The organism is Paraburkholderia graminis C4D1M (genome assembly GCF_000172415.1).
Lineage (GTDB): Bacteria > Pseudomonadota > Gammaproteobacteria > Burkholderiales > Burkholderiaceae > Paraburkholderia > Paraburkholderia graminis.
The window spans coordinates 115,363-135,855 of sequence record NZ_ABLD01000009.1; the positions used below are offsets into that span (position 1 = coordinate 115,363).

A 20,493-nucleotide genomic window follows, 5' to 3' on the forward strand; every position below is an offset into this window, starting at 1 on the left:
TGACGGACGTGCTCACTTCAAAAACGGAGACAACCATGACGCAAACCCTCGTGACGCAATCCATCATCCAACAGGCATCGTTGAAGACTTTCGCGAGCCTCGCATTCGGCCTCGCGCTGATCGCCGCGCCTGCCGCGCAGGCCGCACCGCTGAAGATCGGCATGACGTTTCAGGAACTGAACAATCCATATTTCGTGACGATGCAGAAGGCGTTGAACGACGCCGCTGCGTCGACCGGTGCAACGGTGGTCGTCACCGACGCGCATCACGACGTGAGCAAACAGGTGAGCGACGTCGAAGACATGCTGCAAAAGAAGATCGACATTCTGCTCGTGAATCCGACCGATTCGACGGGCATTCAATCGGCGGTGACGTCGGCGAAAAAAGCGGGCGTGGTGGTGGTCGCAGTGGACGCGAACGCGAACGGTCCCGTCGATTCGTTCGTCGGCTCGAAGAACTTCGACGCGGGACAGATAGCCTGCGAGTACCTCGCCAAGTCGATTGGCGGCAGCGGCGAAGTGGCGATTCTCGACGGCATTCCGGTCGTGCCGATTCTCGAACGCGTGCGCGGCTGCAAGGCGGCGCTTGCGAAGGCGCCGGGCGTCAAGCTCGTGGATACGCAGAACGGCAAGCAGGAACGCGCGACCGCACTGTCCGTCACCGAGAACATGATTCAGGCGCATCCGAACCTGAAGGGCATCTTCAGCGTGAACGACGGTGGATCGATGGGCGCGCTCTCCGCAATTGAGTCATCGGGTAAGGACATCAAGCTGACGAGCGTCGACGGCGCACCCGAAGCGATTGCCGCGATTCAAAAGCCGAATTCGAAATTCATCGAGACGTCAGCGCAGTTTCCTGCCGACCAGGTGCGCATTGCACTCGGCATCGCGTATGCGAAGAAGTGGGGCGCCAATGTGCCGAAAGCGATTCCGGTCGACGTGAAGATGATCGACAAGAGCAACGCGAAGGGTTTTAGCTGGTAAGCCCAATGCCCGCCGCGCTGTGTTTGCGGTGGTCGATGTAAACACGGCGGCGGGCAGTGATGGAGCACCCGATGGACACGATATTGAAACTCGAGAACATCAGCAAAAGCTTTCCCGGCGTGAAGGCGCTGCAAGGCATTCACCTGGAGATTGCGCGCGGCGAAATCCACGCGCTGCTCGGCGAAAACGGCGCGGGCAAGTCGACGCTGATGAAGATTCTGTGCGGCATTTATCAGCCGGACGAAGGCGCGATCACGATCGACGGCGAGCCGCGGCACTTTGCGAATTATCACGACGCGGTCGCTGCGGGCGTCGGCATCGTGTTTCAGGAATTCAGCCTGATTCCGTACTTGAATGCAGTGGAGAACATCTTTCTCGGCCGCGAAATGAAGAACGGCCTGGGCCTGCTCGAACGCGGCAAGATGCGGCGCGCGGCGGCCGATATATTCGCGCGGCTCGGCGTGTCGATTGATCTGTCCGTGCCGATTCGTGAACTGTCGGTTGCGCAGCAGCAGTTCGTCGAGATCGGCAAGGCGTTGTCGCTCGAAGCGCGCATTCTTATTCTTGACGAACCGACCGCGACACTCACGCCCGCCGAAGCCGAGCATCTCTTTGCCATCATGCGCGACCTGAAAAAGCAGGGCGTGGCGATGATTTTCATCTCGCATCACCTGGAAGAAATCTTCGAGGTCTGCGACCGCATCACCGTGCTGCGCGACGGTCAGTATGTCGGCATGACCGATGTCGCGCAGTCCGACGTGAGCCGGCTTGTCGAGATGATGGTGGGACGCCGCATCGAAAACAGTTTTCCGCCGAAGCCGCCGCTGTGCTCCGACGCGAAGATCGTGCTGGACGTACAGAAGCTGCAGTTGCATAAAGACAGCCCGGTGCTGCAATTCACGCTGCGCGAAGGCGAGATTCTCGGTTTCGCGGGACTGGTCGGTTCGGGCCGCACCGAGACCGCGCTCGCCGTGATCGGCGCGGACGCGGCCTATGCGAAGGAGATTCGCATCAACGGCGAGGCCGCGAAACTGTCGGACCCGGCGGATGCGTTGCGCGCGGGCGTCGGCATTCTTCCTGAAAGCCGCAAAACGGAAGGGCTGATTACGGACTTCTCGATCAAGCAGAACATCTCGATCAATAACCTCGGCAAATACCGCTCGCTGCGATTTTTTATCGATCAGCGCAGCGAAGCGCGCGCCACCGCCGACATCATGAAACGCGTCGGCGTGAAAGCGCCGACCATGCATACGGAAGTCGCCACGCTGTCGGGCGGCAACCAGCAGAAAGTCGTGATCGCGCGCTGGCTGAACCACCACACCAACATCCTCATCTTCGACGAACCGACGCGCGGCATCGACGTCGGCGCGAAGGCGGAAATCTATCTGCTGATGCGCGAACTCACCGCGCGCGGCTATTCGATCATCATGATTTCGTCGGAACTGCCGGAGATCGTGGGCATGTGCGACCGCGTCGCCGTGTTCCGGCAAGGCCGCATCGAAGCGCTGCTCGAAGGCGATCAGATCGACTCGAACGCCGTGATGACCTATGCAACCGCCGGCACTCGTGGAGCCCTGCATGAACACGCCTAATCCCTCTTCGCCGCCGAAAACGTCGAGCGTCAGCGGCAATACGCCCGGCGCACCCGTGCGCTTCACCTGGGCCGCGTTGAAGCGCTCGACGCTCTTCTATCCGTTCGTCGGTTTGCTCGTGGTTTGCATCGTGATGGTGTTCGCGAGCGACAGCTTTCTCTCCGGCGCGAACATCGAGAACGTGCTGCGCCAGGTGTCGATCAACGCGATCATCGCCGTCGGCATGACGTGCGTGATTCTCACGGGCGGCATCGATCTGTCGGTCGGCTCGGTGATGGCGCTTTCGGGCACGCTCGCCGCGGGACTGATGGTGGCCGGCATGAACGCAGTTGCCGCGTTGGCGGTTGGCGTTGCGGTGGGTCTCGGCTTCGGCGCGGCCAACGGGTTCTTCGTCGCGTTCGCCGGCATGCCGCCGATCATCGTCACGCTCGCGACGATGGGCATCGCGCGCGGCCTCGCGCTGATTTACACCGGCGGCTATCCGATCGACGGCTTGCCCGAGTGGGTCAGCTTCTTCGGCAGCGGCAAGATTCTCGGCATTCAGGCGCCCGTCGTGATCATGGCGGTGATCTATGTGATCGCGTGGGTGCTGCTCGAACGCATGCCGTTTGGCCGCTACGTGTACGCGATTGGCGGCAATGAACAGGCGACGCGTCTGTCGGGCGTGCGCGTCGCGCGCGTGAAGCTGATCGTCTACACGATTGCAGGTTTGACGTCTTCGTTTGCCGCCATCGTGTTGACCGCGCGTTTGATGAGCGGCCAGCCGAATGCGGGCGTGGGCTTCGAACTCGACGCCATCGCGGCCGTCGTGATGGGCGGCACGTCGATCTCCGGCGGACGCGGTTCGATTATCGGCACGTTGATCGGCGCGCTGCTGCTCGGTGTGCTGAACAACGGACTCAACATGGTCGGCGTGAATCCGTATGTGCAGAACGTGATCAAAGGCGGAATCATTCTGCTCGCGATTTACATCAGCCGTGACCGCAGAAAGTAACGCTTTCTTCTCCATTGATTTTCACTTCCGGCAGGACCATGCAATGACGAATGAATTCACTCCATCCGACAAGCAGGACATGACGGCGATTGTCTGCCACGCACCGAAAGACTATCGCGTCGAACAGGTAGCGAAGCCGCGCGCGCGAGCGCATGAACTGGTGATTCGCATCGCCGCATGCGGGATCTGCGCGAGCGATTGCAAATGCCATTCGGGCGCGAAGATGTTCTGGGGCGGGCCGAGTCCGTGGGTTAAAGCGCCGGTGATTCCGGGGCACGAGTTCTTCGGCTTCGTGCAGGAACTCGGCGAAGGCGCGGCAGAACATTTCGGCGTGAAGATCGGCGACCGCGTGATCGCCGAGCAGATCGTGCCTTGCGGCAAGTGCCGTTATTGCAAATCCGGCCAGTACTGGATGTGCGAAGTGCACAACATCTTCGGCTTTCAGCGTGAAGTCGCCGACGGCGGCATGGCCGAGTACATGCGTATTCCGCCGACCGCCATCGTTCACAAGATTCCGGACGGCATTTCACTCGAAGACGCCGCTATCATCGAACCGCTGGCGTGCGCGATTCACACGGTCAATCGCGGCGATGTGCAGTTGGATGACGTCGTCGTGATTGCAGGCGCGGGTCCGCTCGGTTTGATGATGACGCAAGTCGCGCATCTGAAAACGCCGAAGAAACTCGTCGTGATAGATCTGGTGGAAGAGCGCCTCGCACTCGCGCGCGAGTATGGCGCGGACGTGACGATCAACCCGAAACAGGACGACGCGCTCGCGATCATCCATTCGCTCACTGACGGCTACGGCTGCGACGTCTATATTGAAACGACCGGCGCGCCGGTCGGCGTCAATCAGGGCATGGATCTGATCCGCAAGCTCGGGCGCTTCGTCGAGTTCTCCGTGTTCGGCGCGGATACGACACTCGACTGGTCGGTGATCGGCGACCGCAAGGAACTCGATGTACGCGGCGCGCACCTCGGACCGTATTGCTATCCGATTGCAATCGATCTGCTCGCGCGCGGACTCGTGACGTCGAAAGGCATCGTCACACACGGCTTTTCTCTGGAAGAATGGGACGAGGCGATCAAGGTCGCCGATTCGCTGGATTCGATCAAGGTGCTGATGAAGCCGCGCGCGTAAGCGCCGGCATCTACTGAAGCGCAGCGCTACAACAACGGAGACTGTATGGAATACGTCATCGGCGTCGACATCGGCACGCAGAGCACGAAGGCGCTGCTGGTTGATCGGCACGGCGCTATCGTTGCGCAACACGCGTCGAGCTATCAGCCGGATACGCCGAAGCCTCTATGGGCCGAGCAATGGCCGGCGGTGTGGTTCAAGGCGGTCACCGAATGCATTGCCGCGTGCGTGCAGAAGGCGAAACAGGCGGGCGTCGCGGCGGATTCCATCAAGGCCGTGTGCGTGAGCAGCCTGTATGGCGGCTCGGGCATTCCTGTGGATAGCGAGATGCGGCCGCTTTATCCGTGTCTGATATGGATGGACCGGCGCGCAACCGATCAGGTCGAATGGGTGCACCGCAACGTCGACCTCGAGCGGCTGTACGCGATCACCGGCAATGGCGTGGACAGCTACTACGGCTACACGAAGATGCTGTGGCTGCGCGATCACGAGCCCGACGTATGGGCGCAAACGCGTTACTTCCTGCCGCCGAACGCGTATGTGATCTACATGCTGACGGGCGAAGTCGCGGTCGATCACAGCTCGGCGGGCAACATCGGCGGCATCTACGATATTGCGCAGCGCGACTGGTCCGACGAGGCGCTCGACATGCTCGGCATTCCCGCGACGATGATGCCGGAGCGGCTCGTCGATTCATCGGAAGTGGTCGGCGGCTTGCTGTCGCAATGGAGCGGGCAGCTCGGACTCGCGGCAGGCACGTCGATTGTGGCGGGCGGCGTGGACGCCGCGGTCGCGACATTCGCCGCGGGCGTGAGCCGAGCAGGGCAACATGTCGCGATGATCGGCACGAGCATGTGCTGGGGCTACGTCAATCAGACGGTCGATGCGCGCCACGGATTGATCAGCATGCCTCACGTTTTCAACGGGCAGCGCGACATCTATGTGTTCGGCGGCGCGATTACCGCGGGCGCGTCAGTGACGTGGTATCGCGATCAGTTCTGTCATGCCGAAATGGAAGCCGCGCGCGCGACGCCGCATGGCGATCCCCATCGTCTGCTCGAAGACAATGCATCGAAAGTGCCGGCGGGATCGGATGGCGTGATGTTTTTGCCTTATCTGATGGGCGAACGCAGCCCCGTGTGGGACGCCAAGGCGAGCGGCGCGTTCGTCGGCCTGAGCCTTTTTCATACGCGGGCGCACTTGTATCGCGCGGTGCTCGAGGGCGTGTCGTTTGCGTTGAAGCACAACATCGAGGCCGGACGCCAGGGAGCGCAGTCGTTGGAGGACAAGCTGATCGTGGTCGGCGGCGCCGCGCATTCGGACTTGTGGATGCAGATCATCGCCGACATCACCGGCTATCCGGTCTATACGATCGAGCAGGAAGTGGAGGCGGCGATGGGCGCCGCGTTGCTCGCCGCGCTCGGCGTCGGGCTGATTTCGCGCGAGGCGGCGCAGGGCGGCTGGATCACGCTGATCGAGCGCGCACAACCGGACGCCGCGCGAATGGCGCGTTACGAAGAGCGCTTCGGCATCTATAAAGACCTGTATCCGGCATTGAAGCCGGTCATGCATCGCTTGCAAACATCATGAATGCTACTTTCGATTTTTCCGGCCGCTCGATATTCGTGACGGGCGCCTCGAGTGGAATAGGGCGCGCGACGGTCGAGATGTTGTGCGCGAGCGGTGCCGATGTCGTCGCGGCGGCACGCAATGCGAACGAGCTTGCGCGTCTCGCCGAGGAGACCGGCTGCGAGCCGTTGAAGCTCGACGTCAGCGACGAAGCCGCAATCGACGAAGCGTTTCTATCGCTCGGTGCTTTCGACGGTCTGGTGAATTGCGCGGGCATTGCGTTGCTCGAACGCGCGGTGGAGACAACGGCCGCGAGTTTCGACCGCGTGATGGCGGTGAACGCGCGCGGCGCGGCGCTGGTGGCGAAGCATGTGGCGCGAGGGATGATCGACGCGAAGCGGGCCGGCAGTATCGTGAACGTTTCGAGTCAGGCGGCGCTTGTCGCGCTTGACGATCACCTGAGCTATTCGGCTTCGAAGGCCGCGCTCGATGCGATCACGCGGGCTTTGTGCATCGAGTTGGGACCGTTTGGGATTCGTGTGAATAGTGTGAATCCGACTGTTACGCTGACGCCGATGGCCGTGCAGGCGTGGAGCGATCCTGTCAAGCGCGAGCCTGCACTTAAGGCTATTCCGCTTGGGAGGTTTGCCGAGGCGGTTGAAGTGGCTTCGGTGGTGGCGTTCTTGTTGAGCGATGCGGCTTCTATGGTGAGTGGGGTTTCGCTGGCGGTTGATGGGGGATTTGTGGCGCGGTGACATTTACTGCTGCAGCGCGTGCGGCGCCGCTCGAGACATGACTGTCTTGTCACTAACGAGCGAAGCGGGTTAGACAAAAACTCGCCGCAGCTCGTCCCTACAACACCGTCCTGACATGCCAAAGCTCAGGAAACAAAACCACATCGAGCATCTTGCGCAGATAAGGCGCGCCACTGGTCCCGCCCGTCCCCTGCTTGAAGCCGATAATCCTCTCGACGGTAGTAACGTGCCGGAACCGCCACTGCCGGAAAGCGTCCTCGAGATCGACCAGTTCCTCGGCCATCTCGTACAACTCCCAATGCTGCGAAGGATTGCGATACACCTCTAGCCAGGCCGCTTCGACGGAAGCATCGTGAACCGTGGGCTGCGTCCAGTCGCGCGCGAGCCGCGACGGCGAAATCGCAAAGCCGCGACGCGCAAGCAGCTTCACCACTTCGTCGTAGAACGACGGCGCTTCCAGTGACGCCTTCACCTCCGCAAGCACATCGGCACGATGCGCATGCGGCTTGAGCATCTGCTCGTTCTTGTTGCCGAGCAGAAACTCGATCTGCCGGTACTGATAAGACTGAAACCCCGACGAGCTGCCCAGGTAAGGCCGCATCGCCGTGTATTCGGACGGCGTCATTGTCGCGAGCACGCTCCAGGCCTGCACGAGCTGCTCCATGATCCGCGAGACGCGCGCGAGCATCTTGAACGCCGGCGGCAACTCGTCGCGATGCACGGCGTCGAGCGCGGCGCGCAACTCGTACAGCGCGAGCTTCATCCACAATTCGCTGGTCTGATGCTGAATGATGAACAGCATCTCGTTGTGATCGGGCGACAACGGATGCTGCGCATTCAGCACCGTCCCGAGCGACAGATAATCGCCGTAACTCATCGAGCCGGAGAAGTCGAGCTGCGCGTCGTGCCAGCCATCCTCGGCTGAAGAAGCGTTCGTAGCAGCAGTCGCAGCGTCGGCGGACGCAGCGCTCCCATGACCGAACGGGCAACCTTGCGCGGGCTTTTCTTCGGGCAAGCCCGGCGTTTGCATGTGATCGTTCATCGTGCGCTCCTCAGGTCACGGCGCCGCGCGCGGCAAATTCCGGCGCGCGCCAGGTCTCGCGTGCGAGCACGTCGCGCAAGGTTTCGACGGCGTCCCATACATCCACGAAGCGCGTATAAAGCGGCGTAAAGCCGAAGCGCAGCACATGCGGCTCGCGATAATCGCCGATCACCCCACGCGCGATCAACGCCTGCATCACCTCATAGCCATGCGGATGCTCGAAGCTCGCATGCGAGCCGCGCTGCGAGTGTGCGCGCGGCGTGACGAGCTTCAACGGAAATTCGCTGCAACGCGCTTCGACGAGTTCGATAAAGAGATCGGTCAGCGCCAGCGACTTGCGGCGAATCGCCTGCATGTCGGTCTGCAGAAACACGTCGAGCCCGCATTCGACGAGCGCCATCGACACCATCGGCTGCGTGCCGCACAAATAGCGGCCGACGCCCTGATCCGGCCGATACGTCGGGTTCATCTCGAACGGCGCGGCATGTCCCCACCAGCCGGACAGCGGCTGCGCAAAGTTATTCTGATGGCGCTTCGGCACCCACACGAAGGCAGGCGAGCCCGGACCGCCGTTCAGGTACTTGTACGTGCAGCCGACTGCGTAGTCGGCGCCGACGCCGTTCAGGTCGACCGGCACCGCGCCCGCCGAATGCGCGAGGTCCCACAGCGCGAGCGCGCCCTTGTCGTGAATCAGCTTCGTCAGCGCGGCCATGTCGTGCATGTAGCCGGTGCGGTAGTTCACATGCGTGATCATCGCGATCGCGGTGTCGTCGCCGATTGCTTCGGGCAGCTCCGACGGGTCGTCGACGAGACGCAGTTCATAGCCGCGGTCGAGCTGCTCGATCACGCCCTGCGCGATGTACAGGTCGGACGGAAAATTCGAACGCTCGGACACGATCACGCGCCGCTTCGGGTCGCGCGCGTCGGCGAGCCGCAGTGCGGCGGACAGCACCTTGAAGAGGTTGATCGAAATCGTATCGGTGACGACGACTTCGTCCTCGGCGGCGCCGATCAGCGGCGCGAGTTTATTGCCCAAGCGACGCGGCAGCGCGAACCAGCCCGCCGCGTTCCAGCTGCGGATCAAACCCTCGCCCCATTCGGCGGCGATCACGGTTTGCGCGCGTTGCGCGGCGGCGGCCGGCGGCACGCCGAGCGAATTGCCGTCGAGGTAGATAGTGGTCGACGACAGCGCGAACTGGTCGCGCAGTGTCGCGAGCGGGTCGGCGCTGTCGAGCGCCAAGGCTTCTTCGCGATGATTCATGGTGGTCTCGTTCGTTCGCGTATTGCGGATTGGAAGTCAGTGCGCGTCGGGCAGCGCGCGCAGGACCGCGCGCACGGGGCTCGCGTCGAGCGTGGTCAGCTTGAGCGGCAGCGCGATCAGTTCGTAATCGCCGGGCGCGACGTCGTCGAGCACGATGCCCTCGAGAATCGCCATGCCGTGCGCGCGAATACGGTGATGCGCGTCCATCGTCTTCGATTCCTGCGGGTCGAGCGACGGCGTGTCGATGCCGATCAGCTTCACGCCGTTGGCCGCGAGCAGGTCGATCGTTTCGGGCGCGACGGCGCAGAAGCCGCTGTCCCACGCCGCGGTCGGCGCGTTTCTGTAAGTGCGCAGTAAGACTCGCGGCGGCAACCCGCCCAACGAGTCACGCAGATGTTGTGGCGTGACAACAGGCGACGCGCCGATGCAATGAATCACGCGGCATCGTCCGAGATAGGCGTCGAGCGGCACTTGGCCGATTGCGGCGCCCTCCGCGTCGTAGTGCAGAGGCGCGTCCGTGTGCGCGCCGGTATGCGGCGAGAGCGTCAGCCGCGCGACGTTGACGGGCGAGCCGGCCTCCATCCGCCAGACGCGCTCGATGCCGACGGGCGTGTCGCCTGGCCAGACGGGCGTCGCCGTATCGACGGCGGGGGTGATGTCCCAGAGTGTTTGCATGTCCGCATGGAAGGTGGAGGTCTATACGGAATGATAGGTGGCCAGCCGCGAAATGTGATTGCGAAAAAATCTCCTTCTAAGCCCGGTCTTGGAACATAATTTGAGTTAAATGGGAAAGGGAGACCGAATATGAACGCGATCTCGCTCGACGCCACCGATTGCCGTATCTTGACGGTGCTTCAGCAGGAAGGACGAATCAGCAATCTCGATCTCGCGGAGCGCATCTCGCTGTCGCCGTCGGCGTGTCTGCGGCGCTTGCGTCTACTGGAAGAACAGGGCGTCATCGAGCACTATCGCGCGTGTCTGAACCGCGAAGTGCTGGGCTTCGAGCTGGAGGCGTTCGTTCAGGTGTCGATGCGCAATGAACAGCAGAATTGGCACGAGCGCTTCGCTGAAGCGCTGCGCGACTGGCCGGAAGTGGTCGGCGCTTTTGTCGTGACGGGCGAGACGCACTATCTGCTGCGCGTTCTCGCGCACAACCTCAAGCACTATTCGGATTTTGTGTTGCAGCGTCTCTATAAGGCGCCGGGCGTGCTGGATATTCGTTCGAATATCGTGCTGCAGACCTTGAAGGAAGATTCGGGCGTGCCGGTTTCGCTGGTCACGCGCAACAACACCCACGGCGCGCCGCACAACGATCGCTGAGGCGCCCTCTGCGCGCAGCGCCGGCCTGGCCCTGGCAAGGGCCGTTGCAAGCGCCGCGTGCGCTTACAACGACTTGAGGCCGTGGAACTGGCCGTTCTGGAAAACGAGCGGCGCCATGTCGGCGGCATTCTCGTGCACGCCGCAGCGCTCCACCTCGCCGACGAAAATCACGTGATCGCCTTCTTCGTAACGGCTGCGGTTATGGCATTCGAACCACGCGAGCGCGCCGTCGAGCACCGGCATACCGCTGTCGCCCGCCGCGTGCGATACGCCTTCGAAGCGGTCGCCCTTCACCGTGGCGAAGCGCTTGCATAGATCGAGTTGCGACGCCGCCAGCACGTTGACGACGTAGTGGCTGTTCGCGCGGAACACCGACATCGACGCCGAGCGCGTGGCGAGACTCCACAGCACGAGCGGCGGCTCGAGCGAAACCGAATTGAACGAGCTGGCGGTGATGCCGATCAACTGGCCGGACGGCGCACGCGTCGTGATGACGGTGACGCCCGTAGCGAACTGGCTGAGCGCCTGCCTGAAGGCCGGCTGGTCGAAGTTGGGCGGGCTGGCGTGCTTCATTGCGCGCAAGCCGCCGATGCGTGGCGGCCGGAAGCCGCGCCGAAGCTCTCGCGCGCACGGCGGGAAACAGTTGATTCGAAAGTCATAGTGAAAATCGTCGATTTGCCCCAATTTTAACTGCAATCGCGGTGCACTGACCGCGACGCAACCGGCGCATCGCAAAACCCGCTAAGCTGGAACGCTACCGCCGATGGCATGGGCGTTGCGGCAAAGCGAATGCGGCATCGGCCGATCACGAGTGAGAAGGAGCATGCAGCATGAGTCAGACAGGCGAAGTCGCCACCTTGGGTGGCGGGTGTTTCTGGTGCCTCGAAGCGGTTTATCTGGGCGTCGACGGCGTCAACTCGGTGGAGTCGGGCTATGCGGGCGGCCACACGCAGCGTCCGACCTACGAGCAGGTGTGCGACGGCGCGACGGGGCACGCGGAAGTGGTGAAGGTCGAGTTCGATCCGTCGAAGATCAGCTACGGCGAGATCCTCGAAATCTTCTTCGCGATCCACGATCCCACGCAGTTGAACCGGCAAGGTAACGATGTCGGCCCGCAATACCGCTCGGTCATCTTCACGCATTCCGACGCGCAGCGTGAAGCCGCTTTGCAGGTGATCCGCGAAATCGGCGAGCAGGGCATTCACGACGGCCAGATCGTCACGCAGGTGTTGCCGCTCGACGGCAACTACTGGCCTGCCGAGGCCTATCATCAGAATTATTTCGCGCAGCATCCGGAGCAAGGCTATTGCTCGTTCGTGGTCGCGCCGAAGGTGGCCAAGTTCCGGCAGAAATTTGCGCATCGGATCAAGGCGGGTTGAGGCGGGCCGGCGCGGGTCGGCGCGGGGTCGGCGTTCAGTGCGGCTCGCTGCTGTTCGAGTCGCTGGTCTGAGCGCGGCTCGCGTCGCCCGGCGGATCTGGTAGGCGCGGCTCCTGAGGTTCACTGTGTTGCATCGCTGCGGCATTCACGGCGTCTGCTTGCTGCTGTGAGGGCTCCTGCTCGCGGCGGTGGCCGTGCTCGTGTTCCTCCTGTTCGTGCTCGTGCTCATTCGCGAGCCGCGCATACGCTTCAATGATCTCGCGCGCCAACTCGACGCAACTGAGCGGCGCCGAACCTTCCGCCTTGTTATTCACCGCGATCACCACCGGCTGGCCGGCCAGCGCATAGCGCGCGGCTAGTTCCGCGAGCGACGCACGCGTGGCCGGATCGCGGTCGACGAGCTTATCGAACGGCTCGTATTTCGCCTTCGCCTGCTCGTATTTGAAGCCGCCGTGCAGGCTCCAGCGCACGACCAGCGGACCGGCCGGCTCGCCGTCCAATAGTGCGAGCGCCGCCGCCTGCCGCAGCGGATCGGGCATCCGCGCGTGAATGCCGACGCAGTAGCGCACGCCCGCCGCTTTCAGCGTACGAATGAAACGCGGCGTGAGCAAACTGGCGTCGCGGATTTCGACTGCGTAGCAGGTGCCTTGCGGCAGCGTGGGCAAGGCCGCGAGGAACTCGGCCAGCCGTTCGATGAAAACCGCGGGCTGCGCGAGCATCTGGTCGGGCAGCGGCGACAACTGGAACACGAGCGCGCCGGCCTTCGCGCCCAGGCCTTCGAGACACGGCGTCACGAAGTCGTCGATCGCCATTTGCGCGTTCAGAAAACACGGATTCAGCGCCACCGGCTCGCCGCGTTCGGCGCGCACGGTGGCGTCGGTGATCGTCATCGGCGCCTTGACGATGAAGCGGAAATGCTCGGGCACCTGCTGCGCGTAGCGCAGGTATTCGGTGACGGTGAGCGCCTGATAAAACGACCGGTCGATGCTGACCGTCTTCAGCAGCGGATGCGCGCCGTAGGCGGTCAGGCCGTCGCGCGACAGCTTGCTGTTGCTGTATTCGTCGCCGTAGACGATGCCGTTCCAGCCGGGAAACGACCACGTCGATGTGCCGAGGTGCACTTGCGGCGGCAGTTGTGAGGCGAGCGCGAGTACGTCGGGCGAGGGCGGGGCCGCGAGGATTTCGCGAGTGCGGCGTTTTTTGGGGGCGTCGGTGGTGGGGGCCGTTGGTGTGGCCATAGGCGCCGGCTCGGGCGCTGCTTCTTCTTGCCACAGCGACGCGGCGGCGGTTGTAGAGCGGGCGGGTTGGCGGTTTTCGATTTTCGGCGCGTGAGTTACAAAAGGCGCATCGGCTTGCGCGTCCAACGGTGCTTGAGCGCCTGAACGAGCGCGCGACGGTTTCGCGCGGGCTTCGGCTTTCGGCGCTGCGGGCGCCGCTTGCACCGGCATCCCGAACAGATCGAACTGCGCCGCTTCGCCTGGCGCTTCCGCTTCGCTCGACGCCTCGCCTCCGCTCCGCACTCCCACGTCGCTTTGCTCGCCGCGTTCGTCCAGCGCCTCTTCCTCTTCTCTTGTCCCGCTCTGACCCATCGAGATTTTCACTAGTAAGCACCGCGACCGCCCGCGCTAGCACGACGCCGCGGCGCTCACCTCACAGCGGCTTCTCGTACATGTAGCGGCGCGACCACGGCAGGGTTTTCGCACTGCGGCCGGCCCTGCGGCAGACGACCTGATAGATGGAGACGTCGTCGTTTTCGAATGCATACGCGCAGCCGGCCAGGTACACGCGCCAGATGCGGAATTTTTCGTCGTCGACGAGCTTGCGGGCTTCTTCCGCGTGCGTCTCGAAATTTTCCGCCCAGATGTCGAGCGTGTGCGCATAGTGACGGCGCAGGCTTTCCACGTCAACCGCTTCGAGCCCGCCGCGCTGCATCGACTCGAGCGCGAGGCTGATGTGCGGCAGTTCGCCGTCCGGAAACACATAACGGTCGATGAACTCGCCGCCGCCCAGCGCCGTCTCGCCGCTGTCCGCATCGCTCGACGTGATGCCGTGATTCATCGCGATGCCGTCGTCGGCGAGAAGGTCGTGCACTTTCTTGAAGTAGCCCGGCAGGTTCTTGCGGCCCACGTGCTCGAACATGCCGACGCTCGTGATGCGGTCGAATCGTCCTTCGACGTCGCGATAATCCTGCAGACGAATCTCGATCTGATTCTCGAGGCCCGCGGCTTTCACGCGCGCCGTCGCGAGGTCGAACTGGTTTTGCGACAGCGTCACGCCCACGCATTGCGCGCCGAATTTTTGCGCCGCGCGCAGCACGAGCGCGCCCCAGCCGCAGCCGATGTCGAGCAGCCGCTGACCCGGCTGCACCTGAATCTTCGTGAGGATGTGGTCGATCTTCTTGATCTGCGCGGTGGCGAGATCTTCGTCGCCGTTCTCGAAATAGGCGCACGAGTAGACCATGTTCTCGTCGAGCCAGAGCTTGTAGAACTCGTTCGAGACATCGTAGTGATACTGGATGGCCTTTTTATCCGACGCCTTCGAATGCTGGAAATAGCGCCGCACGCGCGCGAGCTTGCCCGCACTATTGACGGTGTTGCGCGCGAGCTGATAACCGACGTTGATGATGTCCGAGAGCTTGCCCTCGATGTCGATCTTGCCCTTGACGTACGCCTCGCCCAGGTTGTCGAGGCTCGGTTCGAGCAGATAAGGCAACGCCGTTGCGCTCTTGACGTGCAGCGTGACCTGCGGCGCGGCGAACCGCCCGAAGTCGTGCTGCTGGCCGTCCCACAGCACGAGACGCGCCGGCAAATCAGCCTTGGTTTTTACTTCTTCCACCCACTGCGCCAGCTTTTTCTCCCAGAACATGCGATTTCTCCGTGTCCGTTGAATTAAAGCGAAGCTTGTGTGGATCGCAGCCCGATGCGGCGCAACTCCCATGCCGCGAGACGCGATCCTTGCGCCGCGCGCTGCTACGTCGGCAACGCGCTGACGACATTGTTAGTGCTGGTTCAGGGCGACAGACGGCAGATTTGCCAGTCGCTGTTTTCGCTCGAACGCGTGTAAAGCAGACGGTCGTGCAAACGCGACGGCCGGCCCTGCCAGAATTCGATTGCTTCGGGCACCAAACGATAACCGCCCCAATGCGGCGGACGCGGCGGTTCGTCGCCGTATTGCAGGCGCATTTCGCGTTCGCGCGTTTCGAGCTGCGAACGGCTTTCAATCACCTGACTTTGATTCGACGCCCATGCGCCGATACGCGAACCGGGCGGACGCGACGCGAAATACGCGTCGCTTTCCGCCGCGCTCGTTTTGACGACGCGCCCCTCGATGCGCACCTGGCGCTCGAGCTCGATCCAGTAGAAGAGCAGGCTCGCGTACGGATTCGCGGCCAGCTCGCGGCCCTTGCGGCTTTCGTAGTTGGTGAAGAACACGAAGCCTCGTTCGTCGACGCCCTTGATCAGCACGATGCGCGCTGAAGGCCGGCCGCGCGAGTCAACGGTGGCGAGCGTCATCGTATTCGGTTCGGGCAGTTTCGCCTCGACGGCCTGCTGAAACCAGACGTCGAATTGCCGGAACGGGTCGCGGTCGACGTCGCCGATGTCCAGAGAACCCAGCGAATAATTTTTTCGAAGTTCGGCGAGTGAGGTCATGTTCTTATGCGCACGCTACAGTCAGCCCAGTATAGCTAAGGCGCCAATTTTTTGCCCGCAGCCAGATCAAGCGCGATGCACCGGTGCCGCGCTTTCGCGGGTTTTCGAACGGCGACTTTCTCACGGTGATTGCCGCGGCAATGCTGATCCATGCGTTCAGGCAAAATACGGACTGCGCGATTCACATGCGCTTTCTGCCTTGCGCTTTCTGCTTTCTTGCCTTCAACGAGTTCCATCATGTCGACCACCGCGCAATCCGATCTTACTACCAGCCTCGACGGGCATGAAGCCGCCGACCGCGCGCGACGCTTCGGCGGCATTGCGCGTCTGTACGGCGCGCCCGCGCTTGCCGCGTTCGAGAGCGCGCATGTGGCGGTGATCGGTATCGGCGGAGTGGGCTCGTGGGTCGCCGAAGCGTTGGCGCGCAGCGCGGTGGGCACGCTGACGCTGATCGACCTCGACAATGTTGCTGAAAGCAATACGAACCGGCAGATTCATGCGCTCGACGGCAACTACGGAAAACCGAAGGTCGAAGCGATGGCCGAGCGCATCGCCGCGATCAATCCGTCGTGCGATGTGCGTCTCGTGGAAGACTTCGTGGAGCCCGACAATTTCGCGGCGACGCTCGGCGGCGGCTTCGATTATGTGATCGATGCGATCGACAGCGTGCGCACCAAGACCGCGCTGATCGCATGGTGTGTCGAGCGCAAGCAGCCGTTGATCACGATTGGCGGCGCGGGCGGCCAGCTCGATCCCACGCGCATTCGAATCGACGATCTTGCAGCGACGATTCAGGACCCGTTGCTATCCAAAGTGCGCGGACAGTTGCGCAAGCAGCATGGTTTTCAGCGTGGGCCGAAAGCGAAATTCAAGGTGAGCGCCGTGTATTCCGACGAGCCGCTGATCTATCCCGAAGCCGCCGTCTGCGACATCGATGCGGAAGCGGAGCACGTCGCGACATCGCCGGGATATACGGGGCCGGTCGGTCTGAATTGCGCGGGCTTTGGTTCGAGCGTGTGCGTGACGGCGAGCTTTGGCTTCGCCGCGGCCGCGTATGTGTTGCGGGCGCTGGCGAAGCAGGCGGTGTGACCTTTAGTGCGCAGCGGGTGCGCAAGGCACCGGATCTGGTATCTAGTACAGCGCGGCGCTCAGCTTGCGGCGCCATTGCGCGACGAGTTCCGGCTGATGCGCGGCCAGATCGAACACCGAGAGCATCGTCTTGCGGCCGATGTCGTCGCGGAACGTGCGATCGCGCTGCACGATTGCCAGCAGATGCTCGAGCGCGCCCGCATATTTGCGGCGTGCGATCAGCGCGCTCGCGAGATCGAAGCGCGCTTCCAGATCGTCGGGATGGCTCGCGACGCGCGCTTCGAGCGCGTCGGTCGGCGGCAGATCGGCCGCGGCATCCACGGCGTCCAGACGCGTCTTGATCGCGTTGAAGCGCGCGTCGATGCCTTGCGTCGTTTTCGGCGACAGCAAATCGACCTCGTCGCGCGCTTCGTCGATACGGTTGTCATCGAGCAGCATCTCGATGCGGTCGAGGCGCGCTTCGTCGAAGGCCGGGTCGATGGCGAGCGCGGCCTGCAACGCCTCGTAAGCGTCCTCGCGGCGGCCTTCGGCCAAGGCGGCCTGCGCGTCGAGACGCGCGGCGTCCGCGCCTTGCGGCACGAGCCGTTCGATGAATTCGCGCAGTTGCCCTTCAGGCAGCACGCCGACGAACTGATCGACCGGCCGGCCGTCCGCGAATGCCATGACGTGCGGAATGCTGCGCACCTGGAAGTGCGCGGCAAGTTCCTGGTTCTCGTCCACGTTCACCTTGACGAGCTTCCATTTGCCGGCGCCTTCGGCCTCGAGCTTTTCCAGCATCGGGCCGAGCGTTTTGCAGGGGCCGCACCACGGCGCCCAGAAATCGACCAGCACAGGGGCCAGTGTCGACGCCGTGATGACGTCCTTTTCGAATGTGGCCAGAGTGGTGTCCATTACGTCCTCGTCGATAAAACGGTTTGTCTGTTAGCTGGGGCCGAACTGCGCGGATTCAATGCGTGTTGACGCCGCGCCCGCGCCTGAAATCCGCCGTCATTTCCGCCGTCACTTTTTTAGCGGCAGCGGTATCCATTCGGTTTCGCCCGGCACTGTGCCCATTTCCTGATTCGTCCACGCGAGTTTCGCGGCTTCGATCTTCTCACGCGAACTCGCGACGAAATTCCATTCGATAAAGCGTTCGCCGTCGAGCTTTTCGCCGCCGAGCACCATCACGCGCGCGCCGTGCGTGCTCGCGAGCGTGACGGTTTCGTCGAGCGCGAGCACGGCCATCTGACCGACTTCGAGCGGCGTGCCGTCGATCTCGAGATCGCCTTCCACCAGATACACGCCGCGCTCCTCGTGCTCCGGTTCGAGCGCGAACGCGCTGCCCGGCGCGAACTCGCCCGCGACATACAGCGTGCCGGAAAACGTGCTGACGGGCGAACGCTGGCCGAACGCGGTGCCGGCGATCACGCGCAACGTGACGCCGTTGCGCTCGACCACCGGCAGCGTGTCCGCGCTGTGATGCGCGAACGACGGCGCGACCTCTTCGTCGTCGAGCGGCAGCGCGACCCAGGTCTGAATGCCGTGGATGGTCTGGCCGCGCGCGCGGTCTTCGGCGGGCGTGCGCTCGGAATGGACGATGCCGCGTCCGGCCGTCATCCAGTTGACGTCGCCGGGGACGATTTTCTGTTCCGAGCCGAGACTGTCGCGATGCATGATCGCGCCTTCGAACAGAAATGTCACCGTGGCGAGGCCGATATGCGGATGCGGACGCACGTCTAGGCCGACGCCGGGTTCGAGCGTCGCCGGGCCCATGTGATCGAAGAAGATGAACGGTCCGATCAGACGCGCGGCCATTGCAGGCAGCACGCGCCGCACAGTCAGACTGCCGACATCGCGCAGATGCGGTTTGAGAACTGCTTTGATCGAAGAGGACATGGGGCGCTCGGCAAGAAGGGATGAGGAAAATTCTTAATGGATGATTCTACTGCGTTGGCTCAGCCAGCGCCTCCAGCCAGGCTCGGCGTACACACATGTATTTACATCGCGCCGCTGCCCGTCTATAGTGATGTATGTACATTGGATGTACATCATCGTATGAGGAGCGGAACGTGCTGACCAAGGTTTTTCGCAATGGCAATTCGCAGGCCGTGCGCATTCCGGCTGAACTGGCGTTTAGCAGCGTCGACATGGAAGTGGAAATCGAGCGGGTCGGCGACGAACTGCGCATTCGTCCCACGCGCCGCCCGCTCGCCGGCGTACTAAAGAAATTCTCGAAGTTCAGCCCGGATTTCATGGCGGAAGGCCGCGGCGACCACGAGCAGGCTGAGCGCGAGGATCTGTAATGCCGCGCTACATGCTGGACACCAACATGTGCATCTACCTGATGAAGAATCAGCCGGAGCAGGTTGCGAAGCGTTTTGCGGAATGCTTCGTCGGCGACGTCGTGATGTCCGCCATTACTTTCGCCGAGCTGGAGTACGGCGTGGCGGTCTCGGCCAATCGTGCGCGCGAGCGTCGCAACCTTGCGGCGCTTGTCGAAGACATCCTGGTTGCGCCGTTCGACAGCGCGGCGGCGAGTGCCTACGGCCCGATCCATGAAGCCACGCGCGAGCGCAAGAAGGACCAGCTCGACAAGCTGATCGCGGCCCACGCGGTCTCGCTCGACGTCGTGCTCGTCACCAACAATGAGCGCGATTTCACGGCCTATCCCGGCCTGCGTATCGAAAACTGGCTCAATGCCTGAGCGCACGGCGACTGCGCTTTCGGTCCCGTGCGAATTTCCCACGCTCCGCTAAACTGACGGGTTCAACACTTTATTGGAGACCGGCATGTCGCCGAGGGACCTGCTGCTCGCGCTCGTCGTCGTCATTGCGTGGGGCGTCAATTTCGTCGTTATCAAGGTCGGCTTGCATGGCGTGCCGCCGATGCTGCTCGGCGCGCTGCGCTTCACGCTCGCGGCAATACCGGCGGTGTTTTTTGTCAAGCGTCCACAATTGGCATGGCGCTGGTTGCTGGCCTATGGCTTGACGATCTCGCTCGGGCAGTTCGCGTTTCTGTTCTCGGCGATGTACGTCGGCATGCCGGCCGGACTCGCATCGCTCGTGTTGCAGGCGCAGGCGTTTTTCACGCTGATCTTCGCCGCGTTCTTCTTGCATGAGCGTTTTCGCTTGCCGAATGTCGCCGGTTTGCTGATCGCCGCCGCGGGCCTCGCCGTGATCGGCATGCAGGGCGGCCATGCGATGACGCTCGCCGGCTTCCTGCTCACGCTGTGCGCCGCGTGTTCGTGGGCGCTCGGCAACATCGTCACGAAGAAGGTCGGCAAGGTCGACCTCGTCGGCCTCGTGGTGTGGGGCAGTCTGATTCCGCCGCTGCCTTTCTTCGCGCTGTCGTATGCGTTCGAGGGTCCGCAGCGGATCGCGGCGGCGCTTTCCGGCATCAGCGCGATGTCGATTTTCGCGGTCGTCTATCTCGCGTTTATCGCCACGCTGCTCGGCTATGGATTATGGAGCCGTCTGTTGTCGCGCTATCCGGCGAGCCAGGTCGCGCCGTTTTCGCTGCTCGTGCCGATCGTCGGTCTCGCATCGGCGGCGGTCTTTCTCGATGAGCGGCTCTCCACCGCGCAGATCGCCGGTGCGGTGCTGGTGATGGTGGGGCTCGCGGTGAACGTATTCGGCGGCTGGGTCGTGCAGCGCTTGTCGCTGGCGCGTTGAAACGGGTGCACGATCGAAAACGGCCGCATTGCTGCGGCCGTTTTTTTGTTGGAGCGCTGGACGAGAACA

Annotated in this window: 22 protein-coding genes; 12 read left to right on the top strand and 10 right to left on the bottom strand. The window is 62.8% G+C overall.

From position 1 onward, the window contains the following. Positions 1 to 35 precede the first annotated feature (35 nt). The 6 genes from BGRAMDRAFT_RS16935 (at position 36) to BGRAMDRAFT_RS16960 (ending at position 7,034) form a co-directional block, all read left to right on the top strand. On the top strand, positions 36 to 983 hold the full coding sequence (locus BGRAMDRAFT_RS16935; protein ID WP_006050016.1) for an ABC transporter substrate-binding protein: 948 nt from the start codon (positions 36 to 38) through the stop codon (positions 981 to 983). A 71-nt stretch (positions 984 to 1,054) separates the two neighbouring features. After that, positions 1,055 to 2,575, top strand: coding sequence for a sugar ABC transporter ATP-binding protein (locus BGRAMDRAFT_RS16940; protein WP_006050017.1), 1,521 nt, complete (start codon positions 1,055 to 1,057; stop codon positions 2,573 to 2,575). After that, a complete protein-coding gene (locus BGRAMDRAFT_RS16945) occupies positions 2,562 to 3,569 on the top strand; it encodes an ABC transporter permease (protein WP_006050018.1) in 1,008 nt (335 codons plus the stop codon). The genes BGRAMDRAFT_RS16940 and BGRAMDRAFT_RS16945 overlap by 14 nt, the downstream gene beginning before the upstream one ends. A 43-nt stretch (positions 3,570 to 3,612) precedes the next feature. Then, entirely contained in the window at positions 3,613 to 4,710 is a 1,098-nt protein-coding gene (locus BGRAMDRAFT_RS16950) for an erythritol/L-threitol dehydrogenase (protein WP_006050019.1), read from the top strand. Between the two features lie 45 nt (positions 4,711 to 4,755). Next, positions 4,756 to 6,300: an FGGY-family carbohydrate kinase gene (locus BGRAMDRAFT_RS16955; protein WP_006050020.1), complete on the top strand. Its 1,545-nt coding sequence runs from the start codon at positions 4,756 to 4,758 to the stop codon at positions 6,298 to 6,300. Then, positions 6,297 to 7,034, top strand: a complete 738-nt coding sequence (locus BGRAMDRAFT_RS16960; RefSeq protein ID WP_006050021.1) for an SDR family oxidoreductase — start codon at positions 6,297 to 6,299, stop codon at positions 7,032 to 7,034. The genes BGRAMDRAFT_RS16955 and BGRAMDRAFT_RS16960 overlap by 4 nt, the downstream gene beginning before the upstream one ends. A gap of 97 nt (positions 7,035 to 7,131) precedes the next feature. Here BGRAMDRAFT_RS16960 and kynA read toward each other — a convergent pair whose 3' ends face one another. From kynA to kynB, 3 genes are read right to left on the bottom strand one after another with little or no spacing between them, the layout of a single operon-like run. Further along, positions 7,132 to 8,076 (bottom strand): tryptophan 2,3-dioxygenase, encoded by a 945-nt coding sequence (gene kynA, locus BGRAMDRAFT_RS16965; RefSeq protein ID WP_006050022.1) that lies wholly within the window; start codon positions 8,074 to 8,076, stop codon positions 7,132 to 7,134. A gap of 10 nt (positions 8,077 to 8,086) precedes the next feature. Beyond that, positions 8,087 to 9,337, bottom strand: a complete 1,251-nt coding sequence (gene kynU, locus BGRAMDRAFT_RS16970; protein WP_006050023.1) for a kynureninase — start codon at positions 9,335 to 9,337, stop codon at positions 8,087 to 8,089. A 36-nt stretch (positions 9,338 to 9,373) separates the two neighbouring features. Beyond that, positions 9,374 to 10,012: an arylformamidase gene (kynB, locus tag BGRAMDRAFT_RS16975; protein ID WP_006050024.1), complete on the bottom strand. Its 639-nt coding sequence runs from the start codon at positions 10,010 to 10,012 to the stop codon at positions 9,374 to 9,376. A 129-nt stretch (positions 10,013 to 10,141) separates the two neighbouring features. Here kynB and BGRAMDRAFT_RS16980 point away from each other — a divergent pair, with 129 nt between their 5' ends. Then, on the top strand, positions 10,142 to 10,657 hold the full coding sequence (locus tag BGRAMDRAFT_RS16980) for an Lrp/AsnC family transcriptional regulator (protein WP_006050025.1): 516 nt from the start codon (positions 10,142 to 10,144) through the stop codon (positions 10,655 to 10,657). Positions 10,658 to 10,720: 63 nt separating this feature from the next. On the opposite strand, the gene BGRAMDRAFT_RS16985 is transcribed toward BGRAMDRAFT_RS16980, so the two are convergent. Then, positions 10,721 to 11,230 (bottom strand): flavin reductase family protein, encoded by a 510-nt coding sequence (locus BGRAMDRAFT_RS16985; RefSeq protein WP_006050026.1) that lies wholly within the window; start codon positions 11,228 to 11,230, stop codon positions 10,721 to 10,723. Positions 11,231 to 11,487: 257 nt separating this feature from the next. On the opposite strand from BGRAMDRAFT_RS16985, the gene msrA reads away from it, so the two are divergent. Beyond that, on the top strand, positions 11,488 to 12,036 hold the full coding sequence (gene msrA / locus BGRAMDRAFT_RS16990; RefSeq protein ID WP_006050027.1) for a peptide-methionine (S)-S-oxide reductase MsrA: 549 nt from the start codon (positions 11,488 to 11,490) through the stop codon (positions 12,034 to 12,036). A 34-nt stretch (positions 12,037 to 12,070) separates the two neighbouring features. On the opposite strand, the gene BGRAMDRAFT_RS16995 is transcribed toward msrA, so the two are convergent. From BGRAMDRAFT_RS16995 to BGRAMDRAFT_RS17010, 4 genes are all read right to left on the bottom strand, one after another. Continuing rightward, the gene (locus tag BGRAMDRAFT_RS16995; RefSeq protein WP_006050028.1) at positions 12,071 to 13,624 is read right to left on the bottom strand and encodes a DUF72 domain-containing protein; all 1,554 of its coding nucleotides are present in this window, start codon (positions 13,622 to 13,624) and stop codon (positions 12,071 to 12,073) included. 61 nt (positions 13,625 to 13,685) lie between these two features. Next, positions 13,686 to 14,900, bottom strand: coding sequence for an SAM-dependent methyltransferase (locus BGRAMDRAFT_RS17000; protein ID WP_006050029.1), 1,215 nt, complete (start codon positions 14,898 to 14,900; stop codon positions 13,686 to 13,688). A gap of 143 nt (positions 14,901 to 15,043) precedes the next feature. Continuing rightward, positions 15,044 to 15,685, bottom strand: a complete 642-nt coding sequence (gene pdxH, locus BGRAMDRAFT_RS17005; RefSeq protein ID WP_006050031.1) for a pyridoxamine 5'-phosphate oxidase — start codon at positions 15,683 to 15,685, stop codon at positions 15,044 to 15,046. 35 nt (positions 15,686 to 15,720) lie between these two features. Then, complete coding sequence (locus BGRAMDRAFT_RS17010; RefSeq protein ID WP_149029195.1) at positions 15,721 to 15,924, bottom strand: hypothetical protein; 204 nt, start codon at positions 15,922 to 15,924, stop codon at positions 15,721 to 15,723. Here BGRAMDRAFT_RS17010 and tcdA point away from each other — a divergent pair. Then, positions 15,923 to 16,774, top strand: a complete 852-nt coding sequence (gene tcdA / locus BGRAMDRAFT_RS17015) for a tRNA cyclic N6-threonylcarbamoyladenosine(37) synthase TcdA (RefSeq protein ID WP_006050032.1) — start codon at positions 15,923 to 15,925, stop codon at positions 16,772 to 16,774. The genes BGRAMDRAFT_RS17010 and tcdA overlap by 2 nt on opposite strands. 42 nt (positions 16,775 to 16,816) lie before the next feature. On the opposite strand, the gene trxA is transcribed toward tcdA, so the two are convergent. Further along, entirely contained in the window at positions 16,817 to 17,665 is an 849-nt protein-coding gene (gene trxA, locus BGRAMDRAFT_RS17020) for a thioredoxin (RefSeq protein ID WP_006050033.1), read from the bottom strand. A 108-nt stretch (positions 17,666 to 17,773) separates the two neighbouring features. After that, positions 17,774 to 18,649 (bottom strand): pirin family protein, encoded by an 876-nt coding sequence (locus BGRAMDRAFT_RS17025; RefSeq protein WP_006050035.1) that lies wholly within the window; start codon positions 18,647 to 18,649, stop codon positions 17,774 to 17,776. A 134-nt stretch (positions 18,650 to 18,783) separates the two neighbouring features. Here BGRAMDRAFT_RS17025 and BGRAMDRAFT_RS17030 point away from each other — a divergent pair, with 134 nt between their 5' ends. The 3 genes from BGRAMDRAFT_RS17030 (at position 18,784) to BGRAMDRAFT_RS17040 (ending at position 20,424) form a co-directional block, all read left to right on the top strand. After that, complete coding sequence (locus BGRAMDRAFT_RS17030) at positions 18,784 to 19,056, top strand: antitoxin (protein WP_044021253.1); 273 nt, start codon at positions 18,784 to 18,786, stop codon at positions 19,054 to 19,056. Further along, positions 19,056 to 19,457 (top strand): type II toxin-antitoxin system VapC family toxin, encoded by a 402-nt coding sequence (locus BGRAMDRAFT_RS17035; protein WP_006050037.1) that lies wholly within the window; start codon positions 19,056 to 19,058, stop codon positions 19,455 to 19,457. The genes BGRAMDRAFT_RS17030 and BGRAMDRAFT_RS17035 overlap by 1 nt, the downstream gene beginning before the upstream one ends. An 85-nt stretch (positions 19,458 to 19,542) precedes the next feature. Then, on the top strand, positions 19,543 to 20,424 hold the full coding sequence (locus BGRAMDRAFT_RS17040; RefSeq protein WP_006050038.1) for an O-acetylserine/cysteine exporter: 882 nt from the start codon (positions 19,543 to 19,545) through the stop codon (positions 20,422 to 20,424). Positions 20,425 to 20,493 lie beyond the last annotated feature (69 nt).